21 protein-coding genes are annotated in these 23,273 nt (G+C 55.0%); 6 read left to right on the top strand and 15 right to left on the bottom strand.

What is annotated here, in order from left to right; all coding sequences use genetic code 11:
* Window positions 1-9: 9 nt before the first annotated feature.
* Complete coding sequence (locus CQ002_RS08220) at window positions 10-1,407, bottom strand: amidohydrolase family protein (protein ID WP_105162214.1); 1,398 nt, start codon at window positions 1,405-1,407, stop codon at window positions 10-12.
* A 145-nt stretch (window positions 1,408-1,552) separates the two neighbouring features.
* Here CQ002_RS08220 and CQ002_RS08215 point away from each other — a divergent pair, with 145 nt between their 5' ends.
* On the top strand, window positions 1,553-2,464 hold the full coding sequence (locus tag CQ002_RS08215) for a LysR family transcriptional regulator (protein ID WP_105162215.1): 912 nt from the start codon (window positions 1,553-1,555) through the stop codon (window positions 2,462-2,464).
* On the opposite strand, the gene CQ002_RS08210 is transcribed toward CQ002_RS08215, so the two are convergent.
* Complete coding sequence (locus tag CQ002_RS08210) at window positions 2,377-3,624, bottom strand: MFS transporter (protein ID WP_105162216.1); 1,248 nt, start codon at window positions 3,622-3,624, stop codon at window positions 2,377-2,379. The two genes, CQ002_RS08215 and CQ002_RS08210, sit on opposite strands and share 88 nt — an antisense overlap.
* A gap of 88 nt (window positions 3,625-3,712) precedes the next feature.
* Between CQ002_RS08210 and CQ002_RS08205 the strand changes: the two genes are divergently transcribed.
* Window positions 3,713-4,507 (top strand): helix-turn-helix domain-containing protein, encoded by a 795-nt coding sequence (locus CQ002_RS08205; protein WP_105162217.1) that lies wholly within the window; start codon window positions 3,713-3,715, stop codon window positions 4,505-4,507.
* A gap of 478 nt (window positions 4,508-4,985) precedes the next feature.
* On the opposite strand, the gene CQ002_RS08200 is transcribed toward CQ002_RS08205, so the two are convergent.
* From CQ002_RS08200 to CQ002_RS08155, 8 genes are all read right to left on the bottom strand, one after another.
* Entirely contained in the window at window positions 4,986-6,467 is a 1,482-nt protein-coding gene (locus CQ002_RS08200) for an NAD-dependent succinate-semialdehyde dehydrogenase (protein ID WP_105162218.1), read from the bottom strand.
* A 207-nt stretch (window positions 6,468-6,674) separates the two neighbouring features.
* Window positions 6,675-7,754: a tartrate dehydrogenase gene (locus CQ002_RS08190; RefSeq protein WP_105162219.1), complete on the bottom strand. Its 1,080-nt coding sequence runs from the start codon at window positions 7,752-7,754 to the stop codon at window positions 6,675-6,677.
* 242 nt (window positions 7,755-7,996) lie between these two features.
* Window positions 7,997-8,278, bottom strand: a complete 282-nt coding sequence (locus tag CQ002_RS08185; protein WP_105162220.1) for a hypothetical protein — start codon at window positions 8,276-8,278, stop codon at window positions 7,997-7,999.
* 365 nt (window positions 8,279-8,643) lie between these two features.
* Window positions 8,644-9,009, bottom strand: coding sequence for a cupin domain-containing protein (locus tag CQ002_RS08175; RefSeq protein ID WP_105162221.1), 366 nt, complete (start codon window positions 9,007-9,009; stop codon window positions 8,644-8,646).
* On the bottom strand, window positions 9,006-9,305 hold the full coding sequence (locus CQ002_RS08170; RefSeq protein ID WP_105162222.1) for a hypothetical protein: 300 nt from the start codon (window positions 9,303-9,305) through the stop codon (window positions 9,006-9,008). The genes CQ002_RS08175 and CQ002_RS08170 overlap by 4 nt, the downstream gene beginning before the upstream one ends.
* Window positions 9,306-9,372: 67 nt before the next feature.
* On the bottom strand, window positions 9,373-10,674 hold the full coding sequence (locus CQ002_RS08165; protein ID WP_105162223.1) for an FAD-binding oxidoreductase: 1,302 nt from the start codon (window positions 10,672-10,674) through the stop codon (window positions 9,373-9,375).
* Between the two features lie 12 nt (window positions 10,675-10,686).
* Window positions 10,687-11,430 carry an HAD-IA family hydrolase gene (locus tag CQ002_RS08160; RefSeq protein ID WP_105162224.1) on the bottom strand — a complete coding sequence of 248 codons (744 nt, stop codon included), beginning with the start codon at window positions 11,428-11,430 and terminating at the stop codon, window positions 10,687-10,689.
* 140 nt (window positions 11,431-11,570) lie between these two features.
* Entirely contained in the window at window positions 11,571-12,434 is an 864-nt protein-coding gene (locus CQ002_RS08155; RefSeq protein ID WP_105162225.1) for a glycine betaine ABC transporter substrate-binding protein, read from the bottom strand.
* Window positions 12,435-12,601: 167 nt separating this feature from the next.
* Here CQ002_RS08155 and CQ002_RS08150 point away from each other — a divergent pair, with 167 nt between their 5' ends.
* Window positions 12,602-13,528 carry a LysR substrate-binding domain-containing protein gene (locus CQ002_RS08150; protein ID WP_065890976.1) on the top strand — a complete coding sequence of 309 codons (927 nt, stop codon included), beginning with the start codon at window positions 12,602-12,604 and terminating at the stop codon, window positions 13,526-13,528.
* Between the two features lie 1,536 nt (window positions 13,529-15,064).
* Here CQ002_RS08150 and CQ002_RS08135 read toward each other — a convergent pair.
* From CQ002_RS08135 to CQ002_RS08115, 5 genes are all read right to left on the bottom strand, one after another.
* Window positions 15,065-15,298: a hypothetical protein gene (locus tag CQ002_RS08135; RefSeq protein WP_105162226.1), complete on the bottom strand. Its 234-nt coding sequence runs from the start codon at window positions 15,296-15,298 to the stop codon at window positions 15,065-15,067.
* Between the two features lie 80 nt (window positions 15,299-15,378).
* On the bottom strand, window positions 15,379-15,621 hold the full coding sequence (locus CQ002_RS28780; RefSeq protein WP_105162227.1) for a helix-turn-helix domain-containing protein: 243 nt from the start codon (window positions 15,619-15,621) through the stop codon (window positions 15,379-15,381).
* A gap of 952 nt (window positions 15,622-16,573) precedes the next feature.
* Window positions 16,574-17,320: an AAA family ATPase gene (locus CQ002_RS08125; protein WP_105162228.1), complete on the bottom strand. Its 747-nt coding sequence runs from the start codon at window positions 17,318-17,320 to the stop codon at window positions 16,574-16,576.
* Between the two features lie 139 nt (window positions 17,321-17,459).
* Complete coding sequence (locus CQ002_RS08120; RefSeq protein WP_234010439.1) at window positions 17,460-19,052, bottom strand: GMC family oxidoreductase; 1,593 nt, start codon at window positions 19,050-19,052, stop codon at window positions 17,460-17,462.
* Between the two features lie 307 nt (window positions 19,053-19,359).
* The gene (locus tag CQ002_RS08115) at window positions 19,360-20,319 is read right to left on the bottom strand and encodes a LysR substrate-binding domain-containing protein (RefSeq protein WP_234010441.1); all 960 of its coding nucleotides are present in this window, start codon (window positions 20,317-20,319) and stop codon (window positions 19,360-19,362) included.
* Between the two features lie 149 nt (window positions 20,320-20,468).
* Between CQ002_RS08115 and CQ002_RS08110 the strand changes: the two genes are divergently transcribed.
* From CQ002_RS08110 to CQ002_RS08100, 3 genes are all read left to right on the top strand, one after another.
* The gene (locus tag CQ002_RS08110; protein ID WP_105162230.1) at window positions 20,469-21,326 is read left to right on the top strand and encodes an SDR family NAD(P)-dependent oxidoreductase; all 858 of its coding nucleotides are present in this window, start codon (window positions 20,469-20,471) and stop codon (window positions 21,324-21,326) included.
* A gap of 2 nt (window positions 21,327-21,328) precedes the next feature.
* The gene (locus CQ002_RS08105; protein ID WP_105162231.1) at window positions 21,329-22,072 is read left to right on the top strand and encodes an SDR family NAD(P)-dependent oxidoreductase; all 744 of its coding nucleotides are present in this window, start codon (window positions 21,329-21,331) and stop codon (window positions 22,070-22,072) included.
* 123 nt (window positions 22,073-22,195) lie between these two features.
* Window positions 22,196-22,777, top strand: coding sequence for an NADPH-dependent FMN reductase (locus CQ002_RS08100; RefSeq protein ID WP_105162232.1), 582 nt, complete (start codon window positions 22,196-22,198; stop codon window positions 22,775-22,777).
* The last annotated feature ends 496 nt before the right edge of the window (window positions 22,778-23,273 follow it).

The following is a 23,273-nucleotide window of genomic DNA, read 5'->3' as shown; positions in this document are numbered from 1 at the left end:
CGCGTCTCCTTACTTGGCTGACTCAAGCGGCATGAATGTCTCGGCAAAAATGTCCGGCTGGTAGCCTGCGGCAGCAAACAGATGCTCACGGGACTCGTCGATTGCTGCACGCAGCCTTGCGCTGTCCACGCCCAGCACCTTGCCGCCGCGCTTGACGATGCGCCCGCCAATCATGACTGTGTCGACATTGCTGCGTTCGGCCGCGTGTACCACGGTGCCGAATGCGTTGCCTGACGGGTAAAGGTTGATGTCCTGCGTGTTTATAAGGATCAGGTCAGCCTGTTTGCCGGGGGCCAGGCTGCCGACATTGTCCTGCAATCCGGCGCAGGTAGCGCCGTCGAGAGTGGCGGCTTTGAGCAGGCCATGAGCAGGCAGGGTCACCGGATGATGTTCTGCACCGCAGCAGCGCTGCTGGTGCATGCCCATGACGCGTTGCAGGTAGAACGCCACCCGCATCTCCATGAACATGTCACCGCTGTAGGAGGTTTCGTTATCGACACTCAGCCCCGGGCTGATGCAGTGGCGCTGGGCCGACTGCATGGCGAACATTCCATCTTCAATGCCGTAGTGGGCATCTGAACGCGGGCATACGTTGACCCGCACGCCAGCCTCGCTAAGGATTTTCCAGCCGGCGTCCGGCAGCGAGGTGCAGTGGTTGAAGATGTTATCGGGACGCAGCAGGCCCTCGCGATGCAAACCCTCCAACTCAGCTGCCATGTCCCCGCCAAAAAATTCGGTGATGATCGGCAGCCCCAGACGCCTGGCCTCAGCCCACAGCTCAGGTTCAAGCTGTGCCATCACCGCCAGCGAGAGCAGCGGGTTGTCACCGTTATTGACGTATTTTTCCTGGAGACGCTCCAGGTTGCCGGGCCAGTGGGCTTTGTCCCACTCACCGGAAACTGGCGCACCGGAGGCGTGTACAGACCGGATACCAGCATCGAGCAGCGCCTCGACCGCGGCGTCGGAGTGCGCGCCGGTGCGGCTGTTGTGCGAGTTATCGACCACGGTCGTGATGCCCGCATCGATGCACCCCAATGCAGTCAGTAGATTGCCGATATACATGTCAGCCGGGCGATAGTATTTGGCGAACGAGAAGTGCGTTGCGTTGCAGTAGTCTTCCAGGGTTTCGGCATTCGGATTGATTCGACGCAGTTGGCCCTCCCAGGAGTGACGATGCGTATCGACCATGCCGGGCATGGCAATCATGCCGGATGCCTCGATAACCATAGCGTCGCCGGCCTCGATGTTTTCACCTATGGCCGTGATGGTGCTGTCTTCGATAAGGATATCGCCGCGCGCCAGATTGCCGATATCACCGTCCATGCTCAGCACAGTGGCGCCGCGGATAAGGGTGCGGGCGGCCGGAGCGGCCGGGGCCTGCACAATGCTGCGGTTATATTCAGCCATTTTCTGTACACCTCTTCAAATTTCGTTGGAAGCAATGTACGCAATGCGATACTGCGGGAAAAAGATGGTTAAACTGTTTTTATTATTCAATATCTACGAATAATAACGACTTTACCCGATCACTGCTTTGAGGCTGCTAACAGTCATGGACCGTATTCAAGCGATGCAGGTTTTCGTACGTGTGGCTGAAGCAGGAAGCTTTATCCAGGCGGCGCAGACGCTCTCTCTGCCGGCCTCGACAGTTACCAGCAGCGTCAAAAATCTTGAGAAGTACTTGCAGGTGCGCCTGCTGAACAGAACAACGCGTCGGGTCAACCTGACCTCTGAGGGCGCACAATATCTGGCGCAATGCCGGGAAATATTGGAGCTGATCGAACACACAGAGACCAGCCTGACGGATTCCGTAAAACGGCCACAGGGGCGTTTGCGTGTCGATATGCCGGGTGGCATTGCACACTTCATCGTCATGCCAAACCTGCAAGACTTCTACAGGCGCTACCCGGATATCTACCTGATGATAGGCGTCAACGATCGGCAGGTTGATCTGGTTCAAGAGGGTGTCGATTGCGTTATTCGTACAGGCGAGCTCGATGACTCAACGCTCGTTGCGCGCCCACTCGGTCGGTTTCGCTGGGTAACCTGTGCGTCTGCCGCCTATCTCGAAGAGAACGGCACTCCGCAAAATCCGCAAGATTTGTCTCACCACCGGGCCATCCATTACTTCTCGGGCCGCGCAAGGCAAGCAGGTGAAATGCGCTTTGCCCGTGGTACCGAAAAAATCTCAGTCCCGGTGAACGGCACAGCGGCCGTCAACGAGACTGGGCTTTACATCAAAATGTGCCTTGAAGGCTTCGGGCTGGTGCAGCTCGCTGAGAATGTGGTCAGCGAGCATCTGCGAGAAGGGCGACTGGTCGAAGTGCTTGCTGGCTGGCAGCCCGCATCGGTTCCTGTGCACCTGCTATACCCGCATCAGCGCTTTTTATCGCCAGCTGTGAGCGCATTCGCTGACTGGATTGCTGGGCTTGTTCGCGACGATGATTCAGCAGATTCAAGTTGAACGTTGCGCCCGGCCAGCATGCCGGTGAATGCGCCGGCTACGGAGATTGCGGCTGTGATCAGCAGCGGTGCTGTCCAGCCACCGGTCCAGTCGTGCAGTTGGCCCAGTAGCAATGGGCCTGCGGCTGCCATCAGGTAGCCGACGCACTGCGCCATTCCTGAAAGTGCCGCCGTGTCACCGACATTTTTTGTGCGCAAGCCGATGAAGGTCAGGCCGAGCATCATGCTGGCACCAGAGCCGAAGCCCAGGACCACGGCCCACAACATGGCGTAGTCTGGCGCGTAAATGAGCCCGATCAGGGATGAGGCGGTTAACAGGCTGACGGTAGCGGCTGCCAGTTTCTGGTCTTTGAGACGGCGAAGCGTGGCCGCCAGAATCAAGCCGGGAATTGCCGTGGTCAGTTGAAGCGTGCCGTGTACCGTGCCTGCTTGCTCCGGGGATATGCCATGGTCCATCAGAATGGTCGGCAGCCAGCCGACGGCGACATAAAAAGGCATCGCGTTCAGCCCCATGAACAGTGTGACCTGCCATGCCAGCGGCGAACGCCATACGGCCACGGTTGGCGCTTGTTTCGGACCTGACAGATTTACGTGTTCGTGTTTTTTCAACTGCGGCAGCCACACCACCAGCGCCAACAACGGGGCTGCGACCAACAAACTCAGGGCAATCGGCCATCCCCATGATTGGGTCAGCGGAATTATTACGGCTGAACCGACAGCGCCCGCTGCACCCATCGTGATGGAATAAGCGCCGGTCATGGACGCCATTTTTGTCGAGAAGTCGCGTTTGATCAGGCCGGGCAGCAGCACGTTGCCCAGGGCGATCCCAGTGCCTATCAATATCGTACCGGCGTACAACGCCCACGCGCTGCCTGCGGAGCGGAGCAGGATGCCCGCTGAAATGACCAACAGTGCACCGAAAAGCGTGCGCTCGATGCCGAACCTGCGGGCGACCGATGCGCTGAGCGGGGAGAAGGCTGCAAAGGCAAGTAATGGCAGTGAAGTAAGCAGGCCTAGAGCTGAGGCGCTCAAGCCAAAATCATTCTGGATCAGCGGCAAAACGGGCGCGATGCTGGTAAAGGGAACGCGCAGGTTCACGGCGATAAGCAGAATGCCTGCGACGAGCGCGATGGCATGCCACTTGTTTTTTGTATCTGACATATTCTTTATCTGTCCTCTTAAAAGAAGACAACTGTAGAGAACTTCAGAACCGTCTAATATAGATATCAAGACACCTGATATCTAAATTATGCCAAGCTCAAAAAATGTCGTTTCCTCGCCGGAAGATTTCGATTCAGACCTTTTCGCCCAGGCAGCGATTGCCCTCAAGGTTGCGCCTGACCTCAATGATTCGGGTGCCCGTCCGCATGATCATCGCAAAGGCCAGCTGATCCTGTCTTTGCATGGCGCAGTGAGCTGTGAGGTGCAAAATGCACTCTGGCTTGTCCCTCCCCAGCACGCCGTATGGATCCCTGGCGGCACGCCGCACAGTTGCCGAGTGACCGCAAACGCCCGGACCTGCTTTCTGTTCGTTGAGCCCGGTGCGGCAGCCATGCCTGAAGAATGCTGCACGGTTGCCATTACGCCCCTTGTTCGGGAGATGGTCCTGCATCTCGCTGAACAGGAACCTGCTTACCATTCCGAGGGCAAGACAGCTCGGCTGGTTGCAGTGCTGCTTGAGCAGCTTTCCGATGCCCCGCTGAAAGAGCTGCATTTGCCGATATCAGACCACCCCAAGATCAAACAAATCGCGGATACGCTCTTCTCAGATCCAGGCGACCGAACCACGTTGCGCGAGTGGGCCACTCGGCTTGCAACCAGTGAACGAACGCTGGCCAGGCTTGTAGAAAGCACGACCGGGCTGAGCTTCGGACGCTGGCGTCAACAATTGCATTTGATGATCGCACTGAGTCATTTGGCGGAGGGGGTTTCAGTGCAACGTGTGGCAGGCATTCTGGGATATGACTCTGTTAATGCCTTCATCACGATGTTCAAAAAAGCCCTGGGTAAACCGCCTACTCAGTATTTTTCCTCGCTGCGTTGATGCTCCGGTGGCTGATATGATACAGAGCGCCAAGGTTGTAGAGTGATCACGGTATGTCCGCTTCTGGCCGATTCTGTTGAAAAAGTCGGCTTCGAATTCCACGCCAGAAAAGTACGCGCCTGAGATTGAAATCTGAATTTTTGGCAGAAGGTTCAAAACTCGGATTTTACGTAGCAGCGGGCAACATAGATGTTTTCATCCATCAATATTCGAGTGTTTTTGGGAAAACCGACTTTTTCAACACAATCGGCCGATTGCTGCCCGCTACGACAGGCAAAAATCGGCCAAGAGCGGACGTCTGTAAAGAGCAGACTCAAACTAAAGTTTATGATCCCAATAGCGGACGACAGCTCGATAGTCTGATTGGACTCGGGACGATACCACCTACCTCATGAAGATCAATTAGATCGCCTCGCGAAAGCGCGGTTTTATAGAGATTTCCCATGACTACCTTTACGCCTCTGTGCAGTTGTCGGAACTAGTTCAAGCCGCCCTGACACAAGTATTTGATGTGCATGTAGTCTTCCAGGCCGTAACGTGAACCCTCACGGCCATACCCCGACTCTTTGACACCCCCAAACGGCGCGGCCTCTGCGGCGATAGCTCCTTCGTTGATGCCCACGATGCCGTACTCCAGCGCCTCCGATACGTGCCAGACGCGTTTGACATCCTGGGTGTAAAAGTAGGCCGCCAACCCGAATGGAGTGTCGTTGGCCAGTTCGATCACTTGCGCTTCAGTCGCGAAGCGGAAAATGGGTGCCACGGGGCCGAATGTCTCTTCATTGCAGAGTTCCATGTGCGAGGTCGCATTGATCAACACTGTCGGCGCGTAGTAGTTCGGACCGTCTGCGACAGCATCGCGAATACGTCGACCGCCAGTGGCGATTTCTGCGCCTTTAGAAACAGCGTCATCCACGTGGCGGGCGATCTTGTCGATGGCGCGCCCGTTGATCATCGGACCAATCTGAGAATCGCCGTGGGAGGCTGGCCCAACCTTCAGCGCACTGACTCTTGCTACTAGCTTTTGCACGAATTGATCATGAACAGCGCTCTGCACGTAGATCCGATTGGGGCACACGCAGGTCTGACCGCCATTGCGAAATTTGGAGGCCATGAGGCCGTCCACTGCAGCATCGAGGTCCGCATCGTCAAAAACAATGAATGGGGCATTGCCGCCCAGTTCAAGCGAGCACTTTTTCAGGGTGTCGGCTGACATTCGGGCCAGATGTTTGCCCACTGGCGTCGACCCTGTAAAGGTTATTTTGCGCACCCGTGAATCCGCCAGCCAAGCGTTTACCACTTCGGGGGTACGTTCGCGCGAAGCGGTGACGATGTTCAGTGTTCCTGCCGGAAAACCTGCTTCTTCTGCCAGGCGCACAAGCGCCAGGGACGTCAGTGGCGTGTCTTCGGCGGGCTTGCAGACGACGGTGCAACCGGCTGCCAGTGCTGGCGCGATCTTGCGGGCAATCATCGCCGCCGGAAAATTCCAGGGGGTGATCGCTGCGACCACGCCAACAGGTTCCTTGATTGCAGTCATGCGGCGACCCGAGACCGGTGTCGGGATCACATCGCCATAAGAGCGCGTCGCCTCCTCGGCGAACCACTCAACATAGCTGGCGGCGTAGATCACTTCGCCGCGCCCCTCTGCGAGCGGTTTTCCCTGCTCCAGCGATATGAGCCTGCCCAAGTCTTCCTGATGCTCCAGAATTAGATCGTTCCAGCGTTTGATCAATTGCGCGCGCTGCTTGGCAGGGGTGCTTCGCCAGGCAGCAAAAGCCGAATGAGCGGCATCGACAGCTTCACGCGCGTCAATGGCGTTGCTGTCGGGCACTTGGGCGATATAGCTGTCGTCAGCCGGGTTAGTGACAGTCAGCAGCGCCTTTGGATCTCTGGTGGCCCAACGACCAGCGATGAAATTCTGTGTGCGGATCAGGTCAGTGCGAGTCAGTTTCAAGCTCATGCCGAGGTTCCTTAATATGTGTAGGCGGTTTGGATCACCTGACGATGCCCAGGCACGAGCTCGTGATCCCAAGTTCCAACAACTCGCTCTTGGTCGAGGCGCCTGAGGCCGCTTCCAGGATGTGCATCGAAGATGCGTTGTCCCATCTGCTCAACCGATAACTCATCGTCCAGAATGAGGCAGCAATTAATGTCGCTATTCTCGGCTTCAGACCGCAGCAGTGATGGCCTTGCCCAGCGATTCAGTGTTGCCGGTGCCACCGATGTCGGCGGTCAAGGGTGCATTCTCCGGACCCATCGCAAGCACGGTTTCGATCGCTGTCAGCACGGCGGCGCCGGCTTCGGGATGGCCCAGGTGCTCGAGCATCATCGCACCGCACCAGATCTGCCCGATCGGGTTGGCGATGCCCTTTCCGGCGATGTCGGGCGCCGAACCATGCACCGGCTCGAACAGGCTCGGGAAGTTGCGTTCCGGGTTGATGTTGGCCGAGGGCGCAATGCCGATGGTGCCGGTGCAGGCCGGACCCAGGTCGGAAAGGATGTCGCCGAACAGGTTGCTGGCCACCACCACGTCGAACCAGTCCGGGTGCAGGACAAAGTTCGCCGTAAGAATATCGATGTGGTACTTGTCGACGTTGACGTCCGGATATTTCTTGCCCATTTCCACGACGCGCTCATCCCAGTAGGGCATGGTGATCGCGATGCCGTTGGATTTGGTGGCCGAGGTCAGGTGCTTCTTCGGACGGCTTTGCGCCAGGTCGTAGGCGAACTTGAGGATACGGTCGACGCCGACGCGGGTCATCACGGTTTCCTGCAGCACGATTTCGCGATCGGTCCCGGGGAACATTTTGCCGCCGACGCTGGAGTACTCGCCTTCGGTATTCTCGCGCACCACCCAGAAATCGATGTCGCCGGGCTTGCGGTTCGCCAGTGGCGCCTTCACGCCGGGCATCAGACGGCAGGGACGCAGATTGACGTACTGGTCGAATTCACGACGGAACTGCAGCAGCGAATCCCACAGGGAAATATGGTCAGGCACCACGTCCGGCCAGCCCACGGCACCGAAGTAGATCGCATCGTAGCCCTTGAGGGTGTCGAACCAGTCGTCCGGCATCATCTTGCCGTGCGCCAGGTAGTAATCGGCGCTGGCGAAGTCGAACCAGTCCCATTTCAGCTCGAGGTTGAACCGGGCAGCCACCGCATCGAGCACACGCACGCCTTCGGGCATAACTTCCTTGCCAATGCCGTCGCCGGGGATCACTGCAATTTTGTACTGGGTTCTGCTCATGGATTCGACTCCTGGGTTGACTGGGGCATGGATTTCGGTGTTTGCAGTGTCTTTGGATTAATAATTAGTCTTGCTAGAAGGCCAATCCTAGTTTTTAGGAAATCTATGAGTATGCTCGATGACCTTAGTTTCTTTCAGGTTCTGCACTGGCGTACTCAGCGACCTAGAATGGCTACCAACAGATCACAAGCTCTGCGCGACATCGGATTGGGCGATTTTTTGTCGTTTAATCGTCAAACAAACTATACAAATGAGAGGGTGGCAGGACTGTTTCTGGCATGGACTTGCCGACAGAAAGGAAGCGATGCCCGGTGCTCCCAGAGTTTCAGAATTGCATCCATGCAAGCGCTGCTGGCGCGCGCGACCTGGCCTGCATCCTCAGCATCCTCAAGCTCGCGCATCAACCAGGCGATGTAACTGGCTAGCCACCTGGTGAGTGGATCGTCGTTTCGTTCCATTAAATCGGCGGTCAGATCAGCGCCGAGCTTTAAACAATGGATTTCATTTTCCAACAGCATGACCATGTCTTCACCTCCTTATACGCAGGCAAACGGCTTGCCTGTGTCAGATGGTTTGTACTAGAAGACCCGGATCAACGTCCGACGGCATTCAGAAACTGATACCAGCCCGCAACGATCCGAACCACGAGTACCCGTAATGGATAAAAAGGGATTGGGCGAGCTCGGTCCGCCCACATCTACCCCAACTCCGGTGTGCTTCCTGTAACTACTTCAGCCACGTGTTTGCCGATGTACGAAGACATCGCCACACCCGTGCCGTTGTAGCCCATCGCATAGACGACCCGATCATCCAGATGCACCACCTGGGGTACGCTGTCGACCGTCAAAACCAAAAGTCCCGACCATAGAGACTGATCGCAGTTATCAGGTCAGGTAGGACCTGCGGGGTTAAACACCACATAGATCTTTCTCAGCGTTTCCTGAATCTCCCAGACACCTGAGGTATTTCGAGGAAAAAACAGCGTATCTCCGCCTTTTATAGCTAGAGGTTCTCCATCAGTGGGTGTAAACGTACAAACCCCCGTCAGGATATGCATGACCTCAGCTTCGATTAATTGACGCTCAAATCGTCCCGGGGTGCATTCCCATATTCCCGTTTTGTTCTCAGACGCACCTTCAAGGTGAACCTCCATGCCACTCATGTTCTGGGCAGGTGTGCTCAGCGAACTTGAAGGCGCGCCAAGAGACTCCAACCCCTGTGCGGCAGACGATTGAGCAATAATTTTTATCGTCATGGGCAGCCGATCGATTTGAATGATGAGTGGATGGCTGAGCCGTTTCTGAAACGGTTCTGCCCCAGGGAGGGAAACGATGCCCGGTGCTCCCAGAGCTTCAGAATGGCGTCCACGCAAGCGTTGCTGGCTCGCGCGACATGGCCTGCATCCTGCGCTTGCTCCAACTCGCGCATCAATCTCGCGATGTAACTGGCCAGCCACATGGCGAGTGGATCATCGTTTAGTACCATTAACTCGGCGGTCAGATCAGCGCCGAGCTTTAAACAATGGGTTTCATTTTCCAACAGCACTACCATGTCTTCACCTCCGTATACATAGGCAAACGGGCTGCCTGATTAGATGGTTTGTACAAGAAGACCCGGATCAACGCCCGATGGCATCCAGAAACTGATACCAGCCTGCAACGAGCCGAACCACCGGCACCCGTAATGGATAAAAAGGGATACGGCGAACTCGGTCCGCCCATACCAATCCCAGCTCAGGTGTGCTTCCTGCGACGACCTCGGCCACGTGCATACCGATGTACGAAGACATCGCCACACCAGTGCCGTTGTAGCCCATCGCATACACGATCCGGTCATCCAGACGCCCCACCTGCGGCACGCTGTCGACCGTCAATGCCACCAGCCCCGACCATCGATGGCTGATCGTAGTCTCGGCCAACGTCGGGAACTGCTTAATCATCGCCCTATGAAGCGCCTCGTATGCGGTACTCGAATCATCGGTACCAAAAGCTCCGCGACCGCCGTACAGCAGACGGTCGCCAGCCATGCGAAACCAGCGCATCATTCGGCGGGTTTCGGTGTAGCTGCGAGCATGCCTCAGCAACTGCAGCTTCTGCCCTGTCAGAGGCTCCGTCGCCAACATTGCTGAGCGAAAAGGCACCACACACTTGCGAACTGCATCTGTTGCAGAGGTCAGCGTGGAATATCCATTGGTAGCCAACACCACCTGCTTTGCGGTGACTGTCCCGTGCGAGGTGTGCACTACGACGCCATTCGCAACCCGGCGTATACCCGTGACAGGTGATGACTCACTTAGCGTTATTCCTTCTGCCTGCAGGCCACGGGCAAAGCCTCTTGCGAAATTCAGCGGGTGAAGCAGACCTCCGCCAGTGTCCAGCACCCCGCCGACAAAGTCTGGGGAGCCGGTTTCTTCCTGCATCTGCCTGGCAGACATAACGTGCAAAGAGCGCTCGCCCAGCTCGGCAGCCAACCAATGCGCCTCCTTTGCGCAGTACTCCAGAGAAGTCGCGTTGTGCGCGCAATGCAGGCTGCCATTCTTGCGATACTGCGCAGCCTCCAGCGAGTAAGCCGCCACCAGCTTTTCGATGTGTTCCACTGACTCAAGGGACAGCCGCCGCATGATCTGCGCCATCTCAAGGCCATGGCGCGCGGCGACTCGGCTCAGAGGCAGGCGGTATTTAGCCGACACCACACCTCCGTTACGACCACTCGCTCCCCATCCGATCCGGCTGGCCTCCAACACAATCGGAGACAGTCCTTTCGCGGCCAGATACCTCGCTGTAGACAGTCCGGTGTAGCCACCACCGACGATCACGACATCGTATTGATGATCTCCCTCCAAAGGCTTGAGGGCCGGTGGATCGATGGCCGTTTCCTGCCACAGTGACGCTATATCTGGGAACAGGGCGCGCGCAGTCATGACGGGGCGTCCTTAAGAAAAGGCGGCGGCGGGGTTAGCCAGTTCCGCTTCGACAGCATCTGCAAACTGCTGCATCGAATGGAAATGGAAGTCTGGCTTGGTGACTTTCGGAGGGACCGGCGTTGCGCCATAGCCTCCGATGTCATGGCGACGCTCAATCCAGCAGGTTGTGTAACCCGCTTCGCTCGCCACGCCGATATCGTGATACTGGCTCTGAGCGACATGCAGGATGTCGCGCTTCTGGAAGCCTGCTGCCGATTGACGCCCTTCGTTGAACGCGAAGTACAACGGATCGGGTTTGTGAACGCCGGTCTCTTCCGAGGTCAGGCTGTCGTGAAACGGGTGACCCAGTGTGTACTGGTACGCCGAGAACGACGTGCGGTCGACGTTGGTCATGGCCACCAGACGAAAATGCTTGCGCAGGCGTGCCAACGCATCCACCGAGTCGGCGAAGGCAGGCCAAGACACCACCGACGCCTGGAAACGATCACCTGCCGCCTTGTCGCTGATCAAGCCCAGTTCGGCAGCGAAAGCCTGGTAGATGTCGCTCATGGTGTACATGAAGCGATTAGGTGCACGCATCTCCCCCCGATATACATCATCGGCACGCTTGTAGGCATCGAAGATCGCGTCATCCGAAATATCATGGGCCTTGGCCCCGCCAATATTGCGCACTGCGGCAAGGATGCCAGCTTCGAAGTTAATCAGTGTGCCAACGACGTCGAACGTCAGTACTTTAAAATCTGTCATTTTCATGATGTATCTCCTGGTCAGAATGGTGGGGTTTGCCTTTGAAGCAGTGAATTGCGGGCACAAGAAGGCGTCACAACGGCGCGACCGTGTGCTAGGTGTCGATTCAAAAGGGTTGAAGCATCAGGCTGGGCGTAGTGCCCCGGTCAATTGAACATCGCAGCGAAGCGCGCTTTGTTTTTGAGGTAGTAAGCGTCCACAACCTTATCGGCGGAACTGTCCTTAGCCTCCATCTGCATCGCTTCCAGATCGCTCAGCGGTAGCGTGTAGTGCCGCAGGAATGTGGCGACCTTCGGTTCGTCCTTGGTGAAGCCCAAACGAGAAACCACGTGAATGTGTTCGGTGCCACCAAAGATCTGTTTCGAGTCGATGAGGTAGCGAAGCTTCCATTTGGCGAACATCCAATGGGGGTTCCACGCGTTGATGATCGACCATTTTTCGCGACTCTGATCTCGCGCAAGCTCAGACAGCATGCCCGCCTCTGAAGACGCCAAGAGTTTGTAGCCCTTCAGGCCGTATTCGGTGATCGCCTTTTCCGACAATTTGTACTGACCGTTGCCGGCTTCGGCCGAGAGGATGCGATTACCGAATTTCTCGGCGATGCCGGGTTTATTCAGGTCCTCAATGCTCGACACTTCACTGGCTGGAATGCTATCGGGTATGGCCCAGCCGATCTTTCCGTCGTATATCACGCCGAGATCTTCCACCTGACTGCTGTATTTCTCCCAGTAGGATTTATGAGCGCCGGGCAGCCACACCATTGGAATGACATCGACATTCTTGTTGGCCAGCGCCTGAAACTGGATGCCCAGATCAGCCATGACCAGCTTGACCGACCGACCGGTCTGATCCTCGATCACTTTTGCTGCCAGCTTGGCGGTGATCTCCGCGTCTGCCCAATTGATCCAGCCGATTCGGATCGGTGGCTGCTCAGCGCTGGCTGGCATCACGTGCAACACTGAACACGCTAAGACACCCAATAAAACCTTGAACGCTTGCTTTACGCGCATTTGCTTATCTCCAAAAATTAAGATACTGCTTGGTAATGGCACGGAGGCAGATCGAATAGTGGGCAACGTAAGCATGGGGGGCGTGCCTGCCGCCCTGATGGCTATCTGGCCATGATCGAGACGGCGGAACAAACAATTAATTGATCAGCTTTGGATGACTTCTGGTAATGGAAAAACTTCGGCGTCGCCTTCCCCCTCTAAATGGCCTCGTGATTTTCGAAGCGGCCGCGCGTCTTTTGAGCTTTACCGCAGCGGCCAATGAAATCTGCATCACGCAAGCAGCGGTTAGCCGTCAGATACGACAGGTCGAGGATTTTCTCGGCCATGATCTGTTCGTGCGCGAGCATCGCAGGGTCAGCCTCACGGCCTCCGGTCGGAGGCTTTATGCTGCAGTAGATCAGAGCCTTGAGCGTATCGCCCAGACCGCGAACGATATTCGCAGCGGCACTCAGGAAGCGTTGACCATCACCGCCACCATCGGATTTTCGACGTACTGGCTGATGCCGCGCCTGGAGGCGTTTCAGGAAGCGCATCCCGAAGTGCCGATCCGCATCCTGGCACTGGACCGCGAGGTGAGTTTGCGCGAGGAACAAATCGATGTGGCGTTCACCTGCGGTGATGAAGGCCAGTCTCAACACATCCGAATGACTCGGCTTTTTGACGAGAACATGGTGCCCTTGTGCAGCCCCGCTTACCTGCAAGGCAAACGTATCGAGAGCCTGGAACACCTTGTAGGTGAGCGACTATTGCATCTGGATCACGAACACTGGCGGGGCTTCAACTGGCCGGTAGTGGACTGGTCGACCTGGTTGAGTCAAATGGGCTATGAGGGACCGCTGCCGCCGTCGCGCTTTGCCTACAACAATTACGCACAGCAGATCCATGCCACATTGTCGGGACGGGGTATCGGGCTCGCTTGCGTCGGGATGCTCAAGAGCTATATCGACAGCGGGCAGTTGGTTCAGCCATTGGATCTGGAGCATCGCACTGCACGGGGTTATTACATGGCGATCAATGAGGCGAGTAGCAATATGGCGGCTCTGAAAATCTTTAAGACTTGGTGGGATCTATCAGTGACCGAGCAATTGCCTTGATCGCAAGTTATCGGCATAGGGCTGGCCTATTGCTATGCTACAGATGCGTAATTGTTGACGCCGATGCCGTGGTGACCCAGTTGCTGAGATTTCTCTGCCCCATTTGACTCCTCGTAAATCACTGTCTGTGGTTTATTTTTGCAGGTTTGAAGATGGGCAGTCTTGCGTCGGGAGCTAGTTCAATCTAGGGGCAGCGCCAACAGACCAGATCTCTGCCACCTAGTAATCCCTGAAAAGACGAGGCACTCCTAGGGTGGATCTGGCTAATGTGAAGTACAGCAAACGACCAACTTCAGCCTGCCTCGAGCGGCCGCTTTGGGTCGAGAGCTGTATGCCACGAAAGGCAGCAATTGGCCGACCACCACCCCTCAGGACGGCAGATTGCCAGGCAGTTGCCTTCGCATAAAAATAATCATGCGCGCTAACGGCCCCAACAAAATTTCACCGGTTACGCAATGCACCTGCTTTCTCGTCGTCCCTACCATCACTCCGCAAAAGGACAGGCACCATGTCGATACGCTCTGCCAACGCTGCCGCCGTTCGCAGGCTGCCAGTATTTCCCCCACTCCGAGCACTTCACAGCCCCAGAAAACGAGCTTAACCCCGCGTGGATACGCATCGTCAACTCCACTCAGTACGCCGAACTGTACCAATACGAAAACGGTAAGCGTTGGGCGGCGTCATTCGCAGTGGTCCGCTTCCGTCCATTCGCAAGACGCCACTTTGGTCCGGGACGCCGTCACTTGGCAGCGTGTTTGGTTCGAACTGGAAATCATCAATGGGGCTGCATTGGCGCAATGGGACATCAGGGCAGGCCGAATGATTGGTCATGCGCCTGGAATAACGAATATCGACAAGAAGCGGCCACTCTGGCGACTGAACTGATGGCCATGCTTTGCGATGCATATGACTTCTGAATGCACGAAATCAAAATCGTCTATCACGTCGCTACCGATACGTTGCCAAGAGTTCGGATCCAGGTATACACACGTTCCCCAAGACTCTTTCCGAACTGAACACGAGTGCGGACGATGAGCAGCGTAAAATCACCGTCGTGGGTGTTCTTCTACCGGCGCAGCGGGTAATGGTTTCCACCTGCCCACACAAAAACCGCACTGGCTTCAGGAATGGGGGCCTTTTGAACATAGGCGGTGTTATCAGAAGTGGTTGTATGTAAAAGATATTTTCGAAATTCAACGGAACAAAAATCGGATTCCCGTATCTTCTACAATATGTAATATTTTGTAGAGGGTTTCTATGTCAGCCAAAGACGATTTGCTCGACTGGAGCAGCCGATGGCGAATTTCTAACAACGTCGTATTCTGCAAGTCCTGCAATTCACAGCAGCAAGAAAATGAGGGCACTCAGGTGTTTTCCCACGCCAAAGGATGTAGCTACGAGAAAAACAAGTACAGGCCATGGGAGGAGCTGAACGCAATCTCTAAAAAACTGCGCAGCTCATAGACTCTACATTGAGATTTGCGAGATGAAGGCCTGCAGCCAGGCAACCCAGTCCTGCCTGGCGTCTGTACTAACTTATATAAACGTCAGTTCATGCAGACGCTTTTCAAGCGCCATCCGGAAGACAACTCCAAGGTTGGCTGAGTCGAGTTGGGCCAGCGCCCCGTGAGCCTCAAGGTCCCATAGAAGGGCATGAGATGAATACTCAAGTTTGATTGCTTCGATCCGCGTGGCTGCCGTTCCAATATCTGCGAGCAGACAAAACGCTTTTCGACTGCCTGCATGAGCATGGTTTCCGTCGTCGATCATAATTCGTCCTACGCTCTCACCGCTGATTAACGATCTAATGACGACTGTACGCTCATTTGTACAGGTAATACCCTCGCTTTTTAATGGATTAGTGCGCGCACTCCGGCATAATGACGCCGATGTGAGCGGCGCCCCGTCAACACGTACAAAAGATCAACTTCAATCTCAGCTAAGCGCGCAAGGTACACCGCGCTCGGGCTTCGTAAACCCGCCTCATATTTATGCTGCGCATTTGCCAAGACACCCCCCACTGCAGCGAAAGCAGCCTGCGTGTACCTCAATCGCTGGCGCTCTTCCCTAAGTCGCTCACCGAGCTTATCCATACACGTCCCTCTCCTGATCAGATAACGCTGTGGGCACTGATCGCCCATATTAGTAATTAAATGATGTGCGCTAGGCGATTTTCAAGCCATGTCACCACGCTCGTCATTTCGCACCAAAATAGTGCGCCGTTACCATGGCGGTCCCCTAGGCCCGTTTTTAGTACGTAAAAAACCACGAAACCCAGACTTTATCCAGTAAAATCATGGGCTTGTGCTTTATCAATTTGGCGGTGAAGGAGAGATTCTGACCCTGATCAATTCAGGCGTCCGCAGCGTACGATTCACCGCCTAAGCAATGAATGCTATTGGCCGATTGTGTTGAAAAAGTCAGTTTTCCCAAAACACTCGAATATTGAGGGATGAAAACACCTCTGGTGCCCGCTGTTACGTAAAATCCGGGTACTGAACCTTCTGCCAAAAATTCAGATTTCATCTCAGGCGTGTACTTTTTTAGCGTGGAATTCGATGCCGACTGTTTTCAACAGAGTCGGCCAAAAGCGGTCATCATGAGCGACCGTTTGCGAACCAAAGCTGTGCGCGTCCAGGTGACACAACCGAACGCTTCTGACCGAATTTGTCTGTCGCGAAGGGTCGAAGTCGGCCAAAGCGGGCGTGATCGTATTTTGTACTATCTGCGTCTCATTCAACTGCAGACCTGTCTGATACCTGCCCTTAAAGACGGTAAGTCGATTCACGGGTTTATTAGCCCCCTAACTCGAGAACACAAAAATTGCGAAGTAAAGGGGGGAGGGGGTGACCCTATCGATTGTACAGGAGCCTCCGTCAGCCAGCTTCAAAGCCACCGTCGAAACCCGTGGCACCTTTATCTACCCTAACCAAGGCGACGCTGTCGTAATATCTATTGATGCGCGATCGCCAACAATTATTTTTTTGTGCACCAGAAAAATTCTATATATTCTCTAAGCGCTGACTTTTTCAGCATCTGGATGATCTAAATATCATGATTCTCATCAAACAACTTACTCATAAAACCTTCAGCATTAGAAAAGTAACTTTTCATGATGAGATAATTCTCCGTATCTGTATAATGCTTTTCTACCAATCCAATCTCGGTAAACTCCCAAATTCTTGCGCCGGGATAAGCAATTAAAACCGGTGAGTGCGTTGCAATGATAAACTGAGACTGCTGTTTTGCGAGTTCAGCTATACGAACGAGCAGAGATAGTTGACGTTGGGGAGATAGCGCAGATTCAGGCTCGTCTAGCAAATACAATCCGTTTCCTCTGAATCGATGTAAAATCAGATCCATAAAAGCCTCGCCATGAGACCTCGTATGAAGATCGTTACCCCCGTATGAGTCCTTAATGGGTGGCCCGCCAGGCCCGCAATCCAAATTGTTCATCTCGGTAATTACATTATAGAAACTTTCTGCGCGATAAAAATAGCCATCTCGAGGTCGCTTCGCTGTGCGTGACAAACGCAATGCCTTAGACAGTAAAGAGTTTTCATCGCTGGAAGAAAATCTAAAATTCTTACTGCCTCCCTCATGATTGAAGCCACATGACAGTGCAATAGCCTCAAGCAAGGTTGACTTACCACTACCGTTTTCGCCAACGAAAAAATTTATTGTGGGGTGGAGCTCGATCTTGCTAATTGATTGAATTGAAGGCAGATAGAATGGAAAGCTATTTTTTTCTCTATAACTCTCCAGGATTTCAATATTTTTAATATAAGGCATTAATATCCTGGCTGTAGCTTTCTTATGTAGTGATTACACTTATATAAGTGATGGGTAAGGCTATCATAAATAGCCTTTCTTTAGGGCGGACATTTTTTTACAAGCGCCAGATATCTCCAACACTCTGCGCTCGGGTCAATTATAAAGTTAGGTGCGCACTAATGCGTTCGGCTAGCATGATCGTAGTAAGATTTGTCGCCACCGACGGGATATCCGGGATGATAGAGGCATCCACAACACGCAGCGCCGCGATACCGCGCACCGCGCCCCAATTGTTGACTACGGCGGCCTTGTCACCGTCCGCGCCCATCGGCACGCTCGACGTGGGGTGCTGATAGCCGGCGACATTGTTTACGATGTTTTGTCGCAAAGCCTTGCCTTCAAGTACGCTGCTACCCGGTGTCATTTCATGGTCAACCAAGTCAGCAAACGGTGCACTGCGGCCAATCTTGCGAGACAGTTCTACTGCTTCGACCATGCGATCCAAGTCATTTTCCTGTTCAAAAAAGTTGTACCGAATGTTCGGCGCAACTCGGGGGTCACGGCTGGTCAAGCGTACGCTACCGTTGGATTTAGGTAATGTGACGGCGCATGCCAGCACTATCGCACCGCCGGTAGGGCTTGCCTTTGGGTCGATCAGGTGTGTACCGGAGATATGTAAGTCCAGATCGTCCGGTGCGGCGTGTTGCGAGCGAGTCCAGGCGATGGCGCCGCCGGCTGGGGTCATAGCAATTGCGGAGGTCTTCAGCGCGTAGACGTTGAAGAAAAACGGATGTTCTTGCAACCGTTCACCTACCGGTAGATCAGCGACGGTGGCGATTCCCATCTCGCGAAGATGGCCTTGTGGGCCTATACCGGAGCGCAGCAGGATAGCGGGGCTGCCTATGGCACCGGCCGACAAGATCACTTCGCCGGCTGGAACCATCTCGCCGTCTACTAGCAATACACCTATGGCGCGTTCTCGTTCTATCAGGACGCGGTCGGCTTCAGCGTGGCCGCGGATAGTGAGGTTGGTGCGAGCCCGCACGTCTGCACTCAGGTAAGCCATGCCGGTATTGATTCGGGTGCCGTTGATGACATTCAACGGGTAGGGACCTACGCCGTGCTGGCGTGCGCCGTTGAAGTCATCCACGTGCGGCAGTCCAACTGACTCGGCAGCCGCCACAAAAGCACGCATTGAGACAGTATTCTGCGCAGCAGTGCGCTGACGCACTGGAAATGGGCCGGTACGGCCATGCCATGCATCTTCGCCAGTGGGCGTGTTTTCCATCGCTCGGTAGGCGGACAGCACTTCCGGCCAAGCCCAACCGTCGATTCCGCGGCCGGCCCAGCGCGCAAAGTCGGCAGGACGCGCACGCATCGCCACAGCAGCATTGACCGCGGAGCTACCACCGATCACTCGGCCGCGTGGGATGGCTATGTCGTGACCTATGCGAGCTGAGTCGTCACTATGGTAATGCCAGTCGTATTCGGGAGAAGCGGCAACTAGGTCGGCGTTCGTCAGCACTGCTGGATACCGGTCGGGCGCAAAGTCGGGACCTGCGTCGAGCAGCAGCACACTGCGCAGCGGGTCGGCACTGAGACGTGCTGCAAGGACGGCACCGGCAGATCCACCACCGACGATCACCACGTCAAACTGCTTGCCAGTCCGAGGGTTCTCTTTAGTTTTACTGGAGCTGCGCGTTGCACCAGAGGCAAACGTAGCAGCGCCTGCCGTCATTGCAACCAGCACTGCCTGTGCTCCCAGAGCTATCGCGCCGCGTCGTGTGATTGTCAAAGTCATAGATTCCAGATCAGGTATCGTTAGTGCCGTCGAGGATGAGAGGCAAGAAACCATGGTAGGAACGCGTACCTGACCCAGCAAGATGGGGTTTCTGGAATCTGTGTCCGGTGGAATGGACGTCGAGAACTCCCCCTATCTTCGGCGCCTACCCGCTCGGTAGTGCCGCCGTAGTTGCTGTATTCGGTAAAAAAATGTGCTGTATTCATGGAGAAGCCGCTGCAACGATTTGCCCAGCGTATTAAGGATGGCTTTACAGCTAGAGGATCTTGGGAAACTCCGAAGCCAAGTGATCCAAGAAAACACGTACTGACGGCAGCAATCCTTTGCGGGAAGGTACCAGTGCAGTGATCCTGGCATCGCCAGCTATCCATTCGGGCAGAACTCGATGAAGCTCACCACGCGCAACGGCCGCCCGCGCGATGTAACTCGGCAGGGCCACAATCCCAAGCCCGCTGATAGCCGCATGTTGCAGGCTGAGCATGTCCTCGCTTTGCAGCCGCGGCATGATGGGCACAGCAATTTCTTCGATCGATAGAGTGACATGGCGCAACCGCCAGTTCATGGGGGCATTAGCTCGCGCAAAGAAAATCGAGGCGTGGCTGCTTAGCTCCGCTGGCGTGGCCGGTGCGCCATGTTCGGCCAGATAGCTTGATCCGGCGAACAGAAACCAGGGAGCGACCCCGAGCATGCGCTGGACAAGATCGGAGTCCGGCAATGGAGCCTCATGCGCCCGGATGGCGACGTCGTAATTTTCGCCAACAATATCGATGGTTCGATCGGCCGCATGAGCGACCATATTGATCTTGGGATAGACACGAAGGAAGTCAGCGATCATGCCCGCCATGGCGAAATTCATGGTCGCGACTCCAGCGGTACACCGGATGGTCCCGACGGGCTCCAACAACCGCTGACGCACTGACATTTCTGCCATCTCTGCTTCTCGCAGCGCGGCCAGCGCGTGTTGGTAAAACTCTTCTCCTGCCTCGGTCATACCGAAGCGACGCGACGTTCGGCTGAGCAAACGCACACCTAATTCGCCTTCCAATTGTTGCATGCGGTGGCTAAGCGTTGACTTGGGCATACCGGTACTTGCAACTGCGGCAGTAAACCCACCGCGATCGACCACGTTGACAAAAATAAACAGATCGTTCAGGTCCAGCCGATTCACGTATGGCCCAATCATAGGAAGGCAATTTTTAATCTTGAAGAGTTCCAAGGGTACCGTCTAGAACTATGTGGTTTTTTGGCAATGTTTCGCTGGGAAGGAGCGTCCAATGAGCGGGAAGTTGAATCTGGCCAAACCGGCTTGTTGGGGGGAGGCCCAATACCTAACATCCGGTGAATAGCCAAACCCCGGAGCAGAGAATGAAATCAATAAATGGCAAAGTCGTCCTCGTTACTGGTGCCTCATCGGGATTGGGGCGCGAGTTAGTGCATCAACTGCTGGAAAAAGGTGCGCTAGTCGCAGCCACCTTTCGCAAACAAGAAGAAGTTGATTTCTATAACGGTAAACATGCCGCGCAGGGCATGGGCGTTTTGGTAGACGTGACAGACGATGTGGCGGTCAAAACGGGTGTGGCCCAGGTGCTGGCTCACTTTGGCCGTATCGACATTGTCGCCAACTGTGCGGGTGCTGGCACAGTGGGTGCAGTTGAAGAAATGACGGATCGAGAAGCGCGGCGTGTATTCGATCTGAATTTCTTTGGCGGCCTGAACATCATTCGCGCTGTAACCCCTGCGATGCGCAAGCAGCGCAGCGGGCACATCATTCAATTCTCCGCAATCGGTGGCTTCATTGGCTACCCGGGCATGGGCGTGTACTCGGCCGCGAAGGGCGCTACTGACATCCTGGGTGAAGCACTGGCAGGTGAACTTGCACCCTTTAACATCGCCACGACTGTGTTGACCATCGGTGTATTCGAAACCCAATTTGCGGGTCGCTCATTGGCTTACGTCGAGCAAAAAATCGATGACTATGAAGGCACACCCGTCGGTAAGTTCCGTGTAGCTATAGGCGGTCTGCAAGGTAAGCAGCCGAATGTTCCAGGAAAAGGGGCTTTGGCGATTATCAACCTGATGGAGGCGGATCATCCACCCGTACACGCGGCCTTAGGTGCCGATGCGATGGGCGGAATGCGTGCAAAAATGGCCAAAGTCGAGCAGGAACTTGTCCAGTGGCAGGGCAACGCAACCTCTACAGAACGCAGCATCAACGGAATCTGATCATGCGAATGACCAACAAAGTTGTACTGATTACCGGCGCATCGCGCGGGCTCGGATTATCCCTGGCACGTCGTTTTGCCAGAGAGGGGGCTTCCGTTGCGTTGACGTACAACACTGACGCTGCCGCAGCCGGCCGAAATGTCGAGGCGCTCGTTGCTGAGGGTGCTCAAGCAATGGCCATCGGGGGAGACATCAGCGACCCGGACGCTGTCAAAGCCATATTCGCAGCAGTGCTGGCTCGATTTGGGCGCATCGATATTGTCGTGGCCAATGCCGGGCGGGAGCTTATCGACACACCGATCACGGAAATCGATAACGCGATGTTCGAGGCTGTCACCAAAACCAATGTGTTTGGCACCTTCTATACGCTTCGCGAAAGTGCGCGACATGTTACCGATGGCGGGCGCATCATCGTGATTTCGTCCACTACGACGATCGTACCGAACGCAGGCTTCACCGCGTATGCCGGAAGCAAAGCCGCTGGCCGGCTATACGTTGAATGTCTCGCGCAGGAAATGGGCAAGCGTAACGTCACGGTGAACGGTGTGGTACCGGGGCCGCTACGTGACGCCGGTGTCATCGCTAACCTTCAGGAAAATGACTATCAGGCATTGGCACAGTTGTCGCCATTTGCGCGCTTGGGCTCTGTCGCCGATGTCGAAGGCGCCGTGCTTTTCCTGGCAAGTGACGATGCAGCTTGGATTTCCGGTCATCACCTGGTTGTCAACGGCGCCGCCAAAGTATAGGGCAGACCCGCATGACCAGGCGGTGGGGCAGTCCTCATCGTTCGGCCACCGTTCGACGTCCGTTTTTTTGTTCTTTTCAAATTGATTCCCCCCCTTTAAAACCACTTAAATCAAGGTCCCATCATGTCGCCTAAAAAGATTGCCGTCATTGTCGGCAGCCTGCGCAAAGAGTCGTTGAACCGCCTATTTGCTCAAGAAGTAATCGCGCTTGCGCCACCGAGCCTTTTATTAGAAATAGTCGAGATCAATGAACTGAATCTGTTTAACCAAGACTTGGAAGAAAACGGTAAGAGTGCCCCTGAAGCCTGGACTCGTTTTCGCCAAAATATGGCGTCGAAAGATGGAGTACTGTTTTTCACTCCCGAATACAACAGGTCAGTTCCTGGTGTATTGAAGAATGCCATTGATATTGGTTCTCGCCCTTATGGAGAGTCTATATGGGCGGGCAAGCCAGCGGCTATCGTAAGCGTGTCGCCGGGCGCCAGCGGCGGCTTCGGTGCTAACCACCATTTGCGTCAATCCATGGTGTTTTTGGACATGCCACTTTTGCAGCAGCCGGAAGCATATATCGGCGGTGCGGCAAAGCTTCTGGGAGAGGACGGGAATTTGAATGATGACGGAACTACTCAGTTCTTAAAAAAATTCATCCACGCCTTTGCCGCGTGGATCGAACTCAATACCTCCAAGTCAACGGGTTTAATTTAAGGCGGTAGGCAGTCTCTGCTTTGGATGATCAAGGGCGTTGTATGAGTCGCCTCAGGTTTCACATACAGTCTTAGTGTCCGCTAATGGCCCAGAGTGTGTAAAAACGCACCGATGAACTGTTGGCGGGCAGCGCCGAAGGTTGTTAGCTGAGTAATTGCTCAGAACAAGGCCTACTGATCATCACGAGGGCCTGGGGGCCCATAGCGCCGCTGGGTGGCCAAAATACAGACCTATTCAAGCCGACAGCGCCTTCATTAAACCGCTGGTGCCGAGAATTTTCATGACTCGCTTAAAGTTGTAGGCGAGGACGTTTAACTAAAATTGTGGTACGGTCCTACGCTGCTGCATAAAGGGTGCATGGAGCGCTCACCTCAACAGAGAGGGAGCCCCATCATGCAAGTAGGTGTTTATGGATGACGGGATTGCCACCGCGTGAAAATTCTCTCGTATAACCCGGGCCATGATGGCGCCATCGTACTGCTTCAAGATGGACATT

The sequence above is a fragment of the Pseudomonas sp. MYb13 genome (genome assembly GCF_002980075.1).
In the GTDB taxonomy this organism is placed as follows: Bacteria; Pseudomonadota; Gammaproteobacteria; order Pseudomonadales; family Pseudomonadaceae; genus Aquipseudomonas; species Aquipseudomonas lurida.
This window is presented reverse-complemented; position numbering and strand designations above follow the sequence as displayed.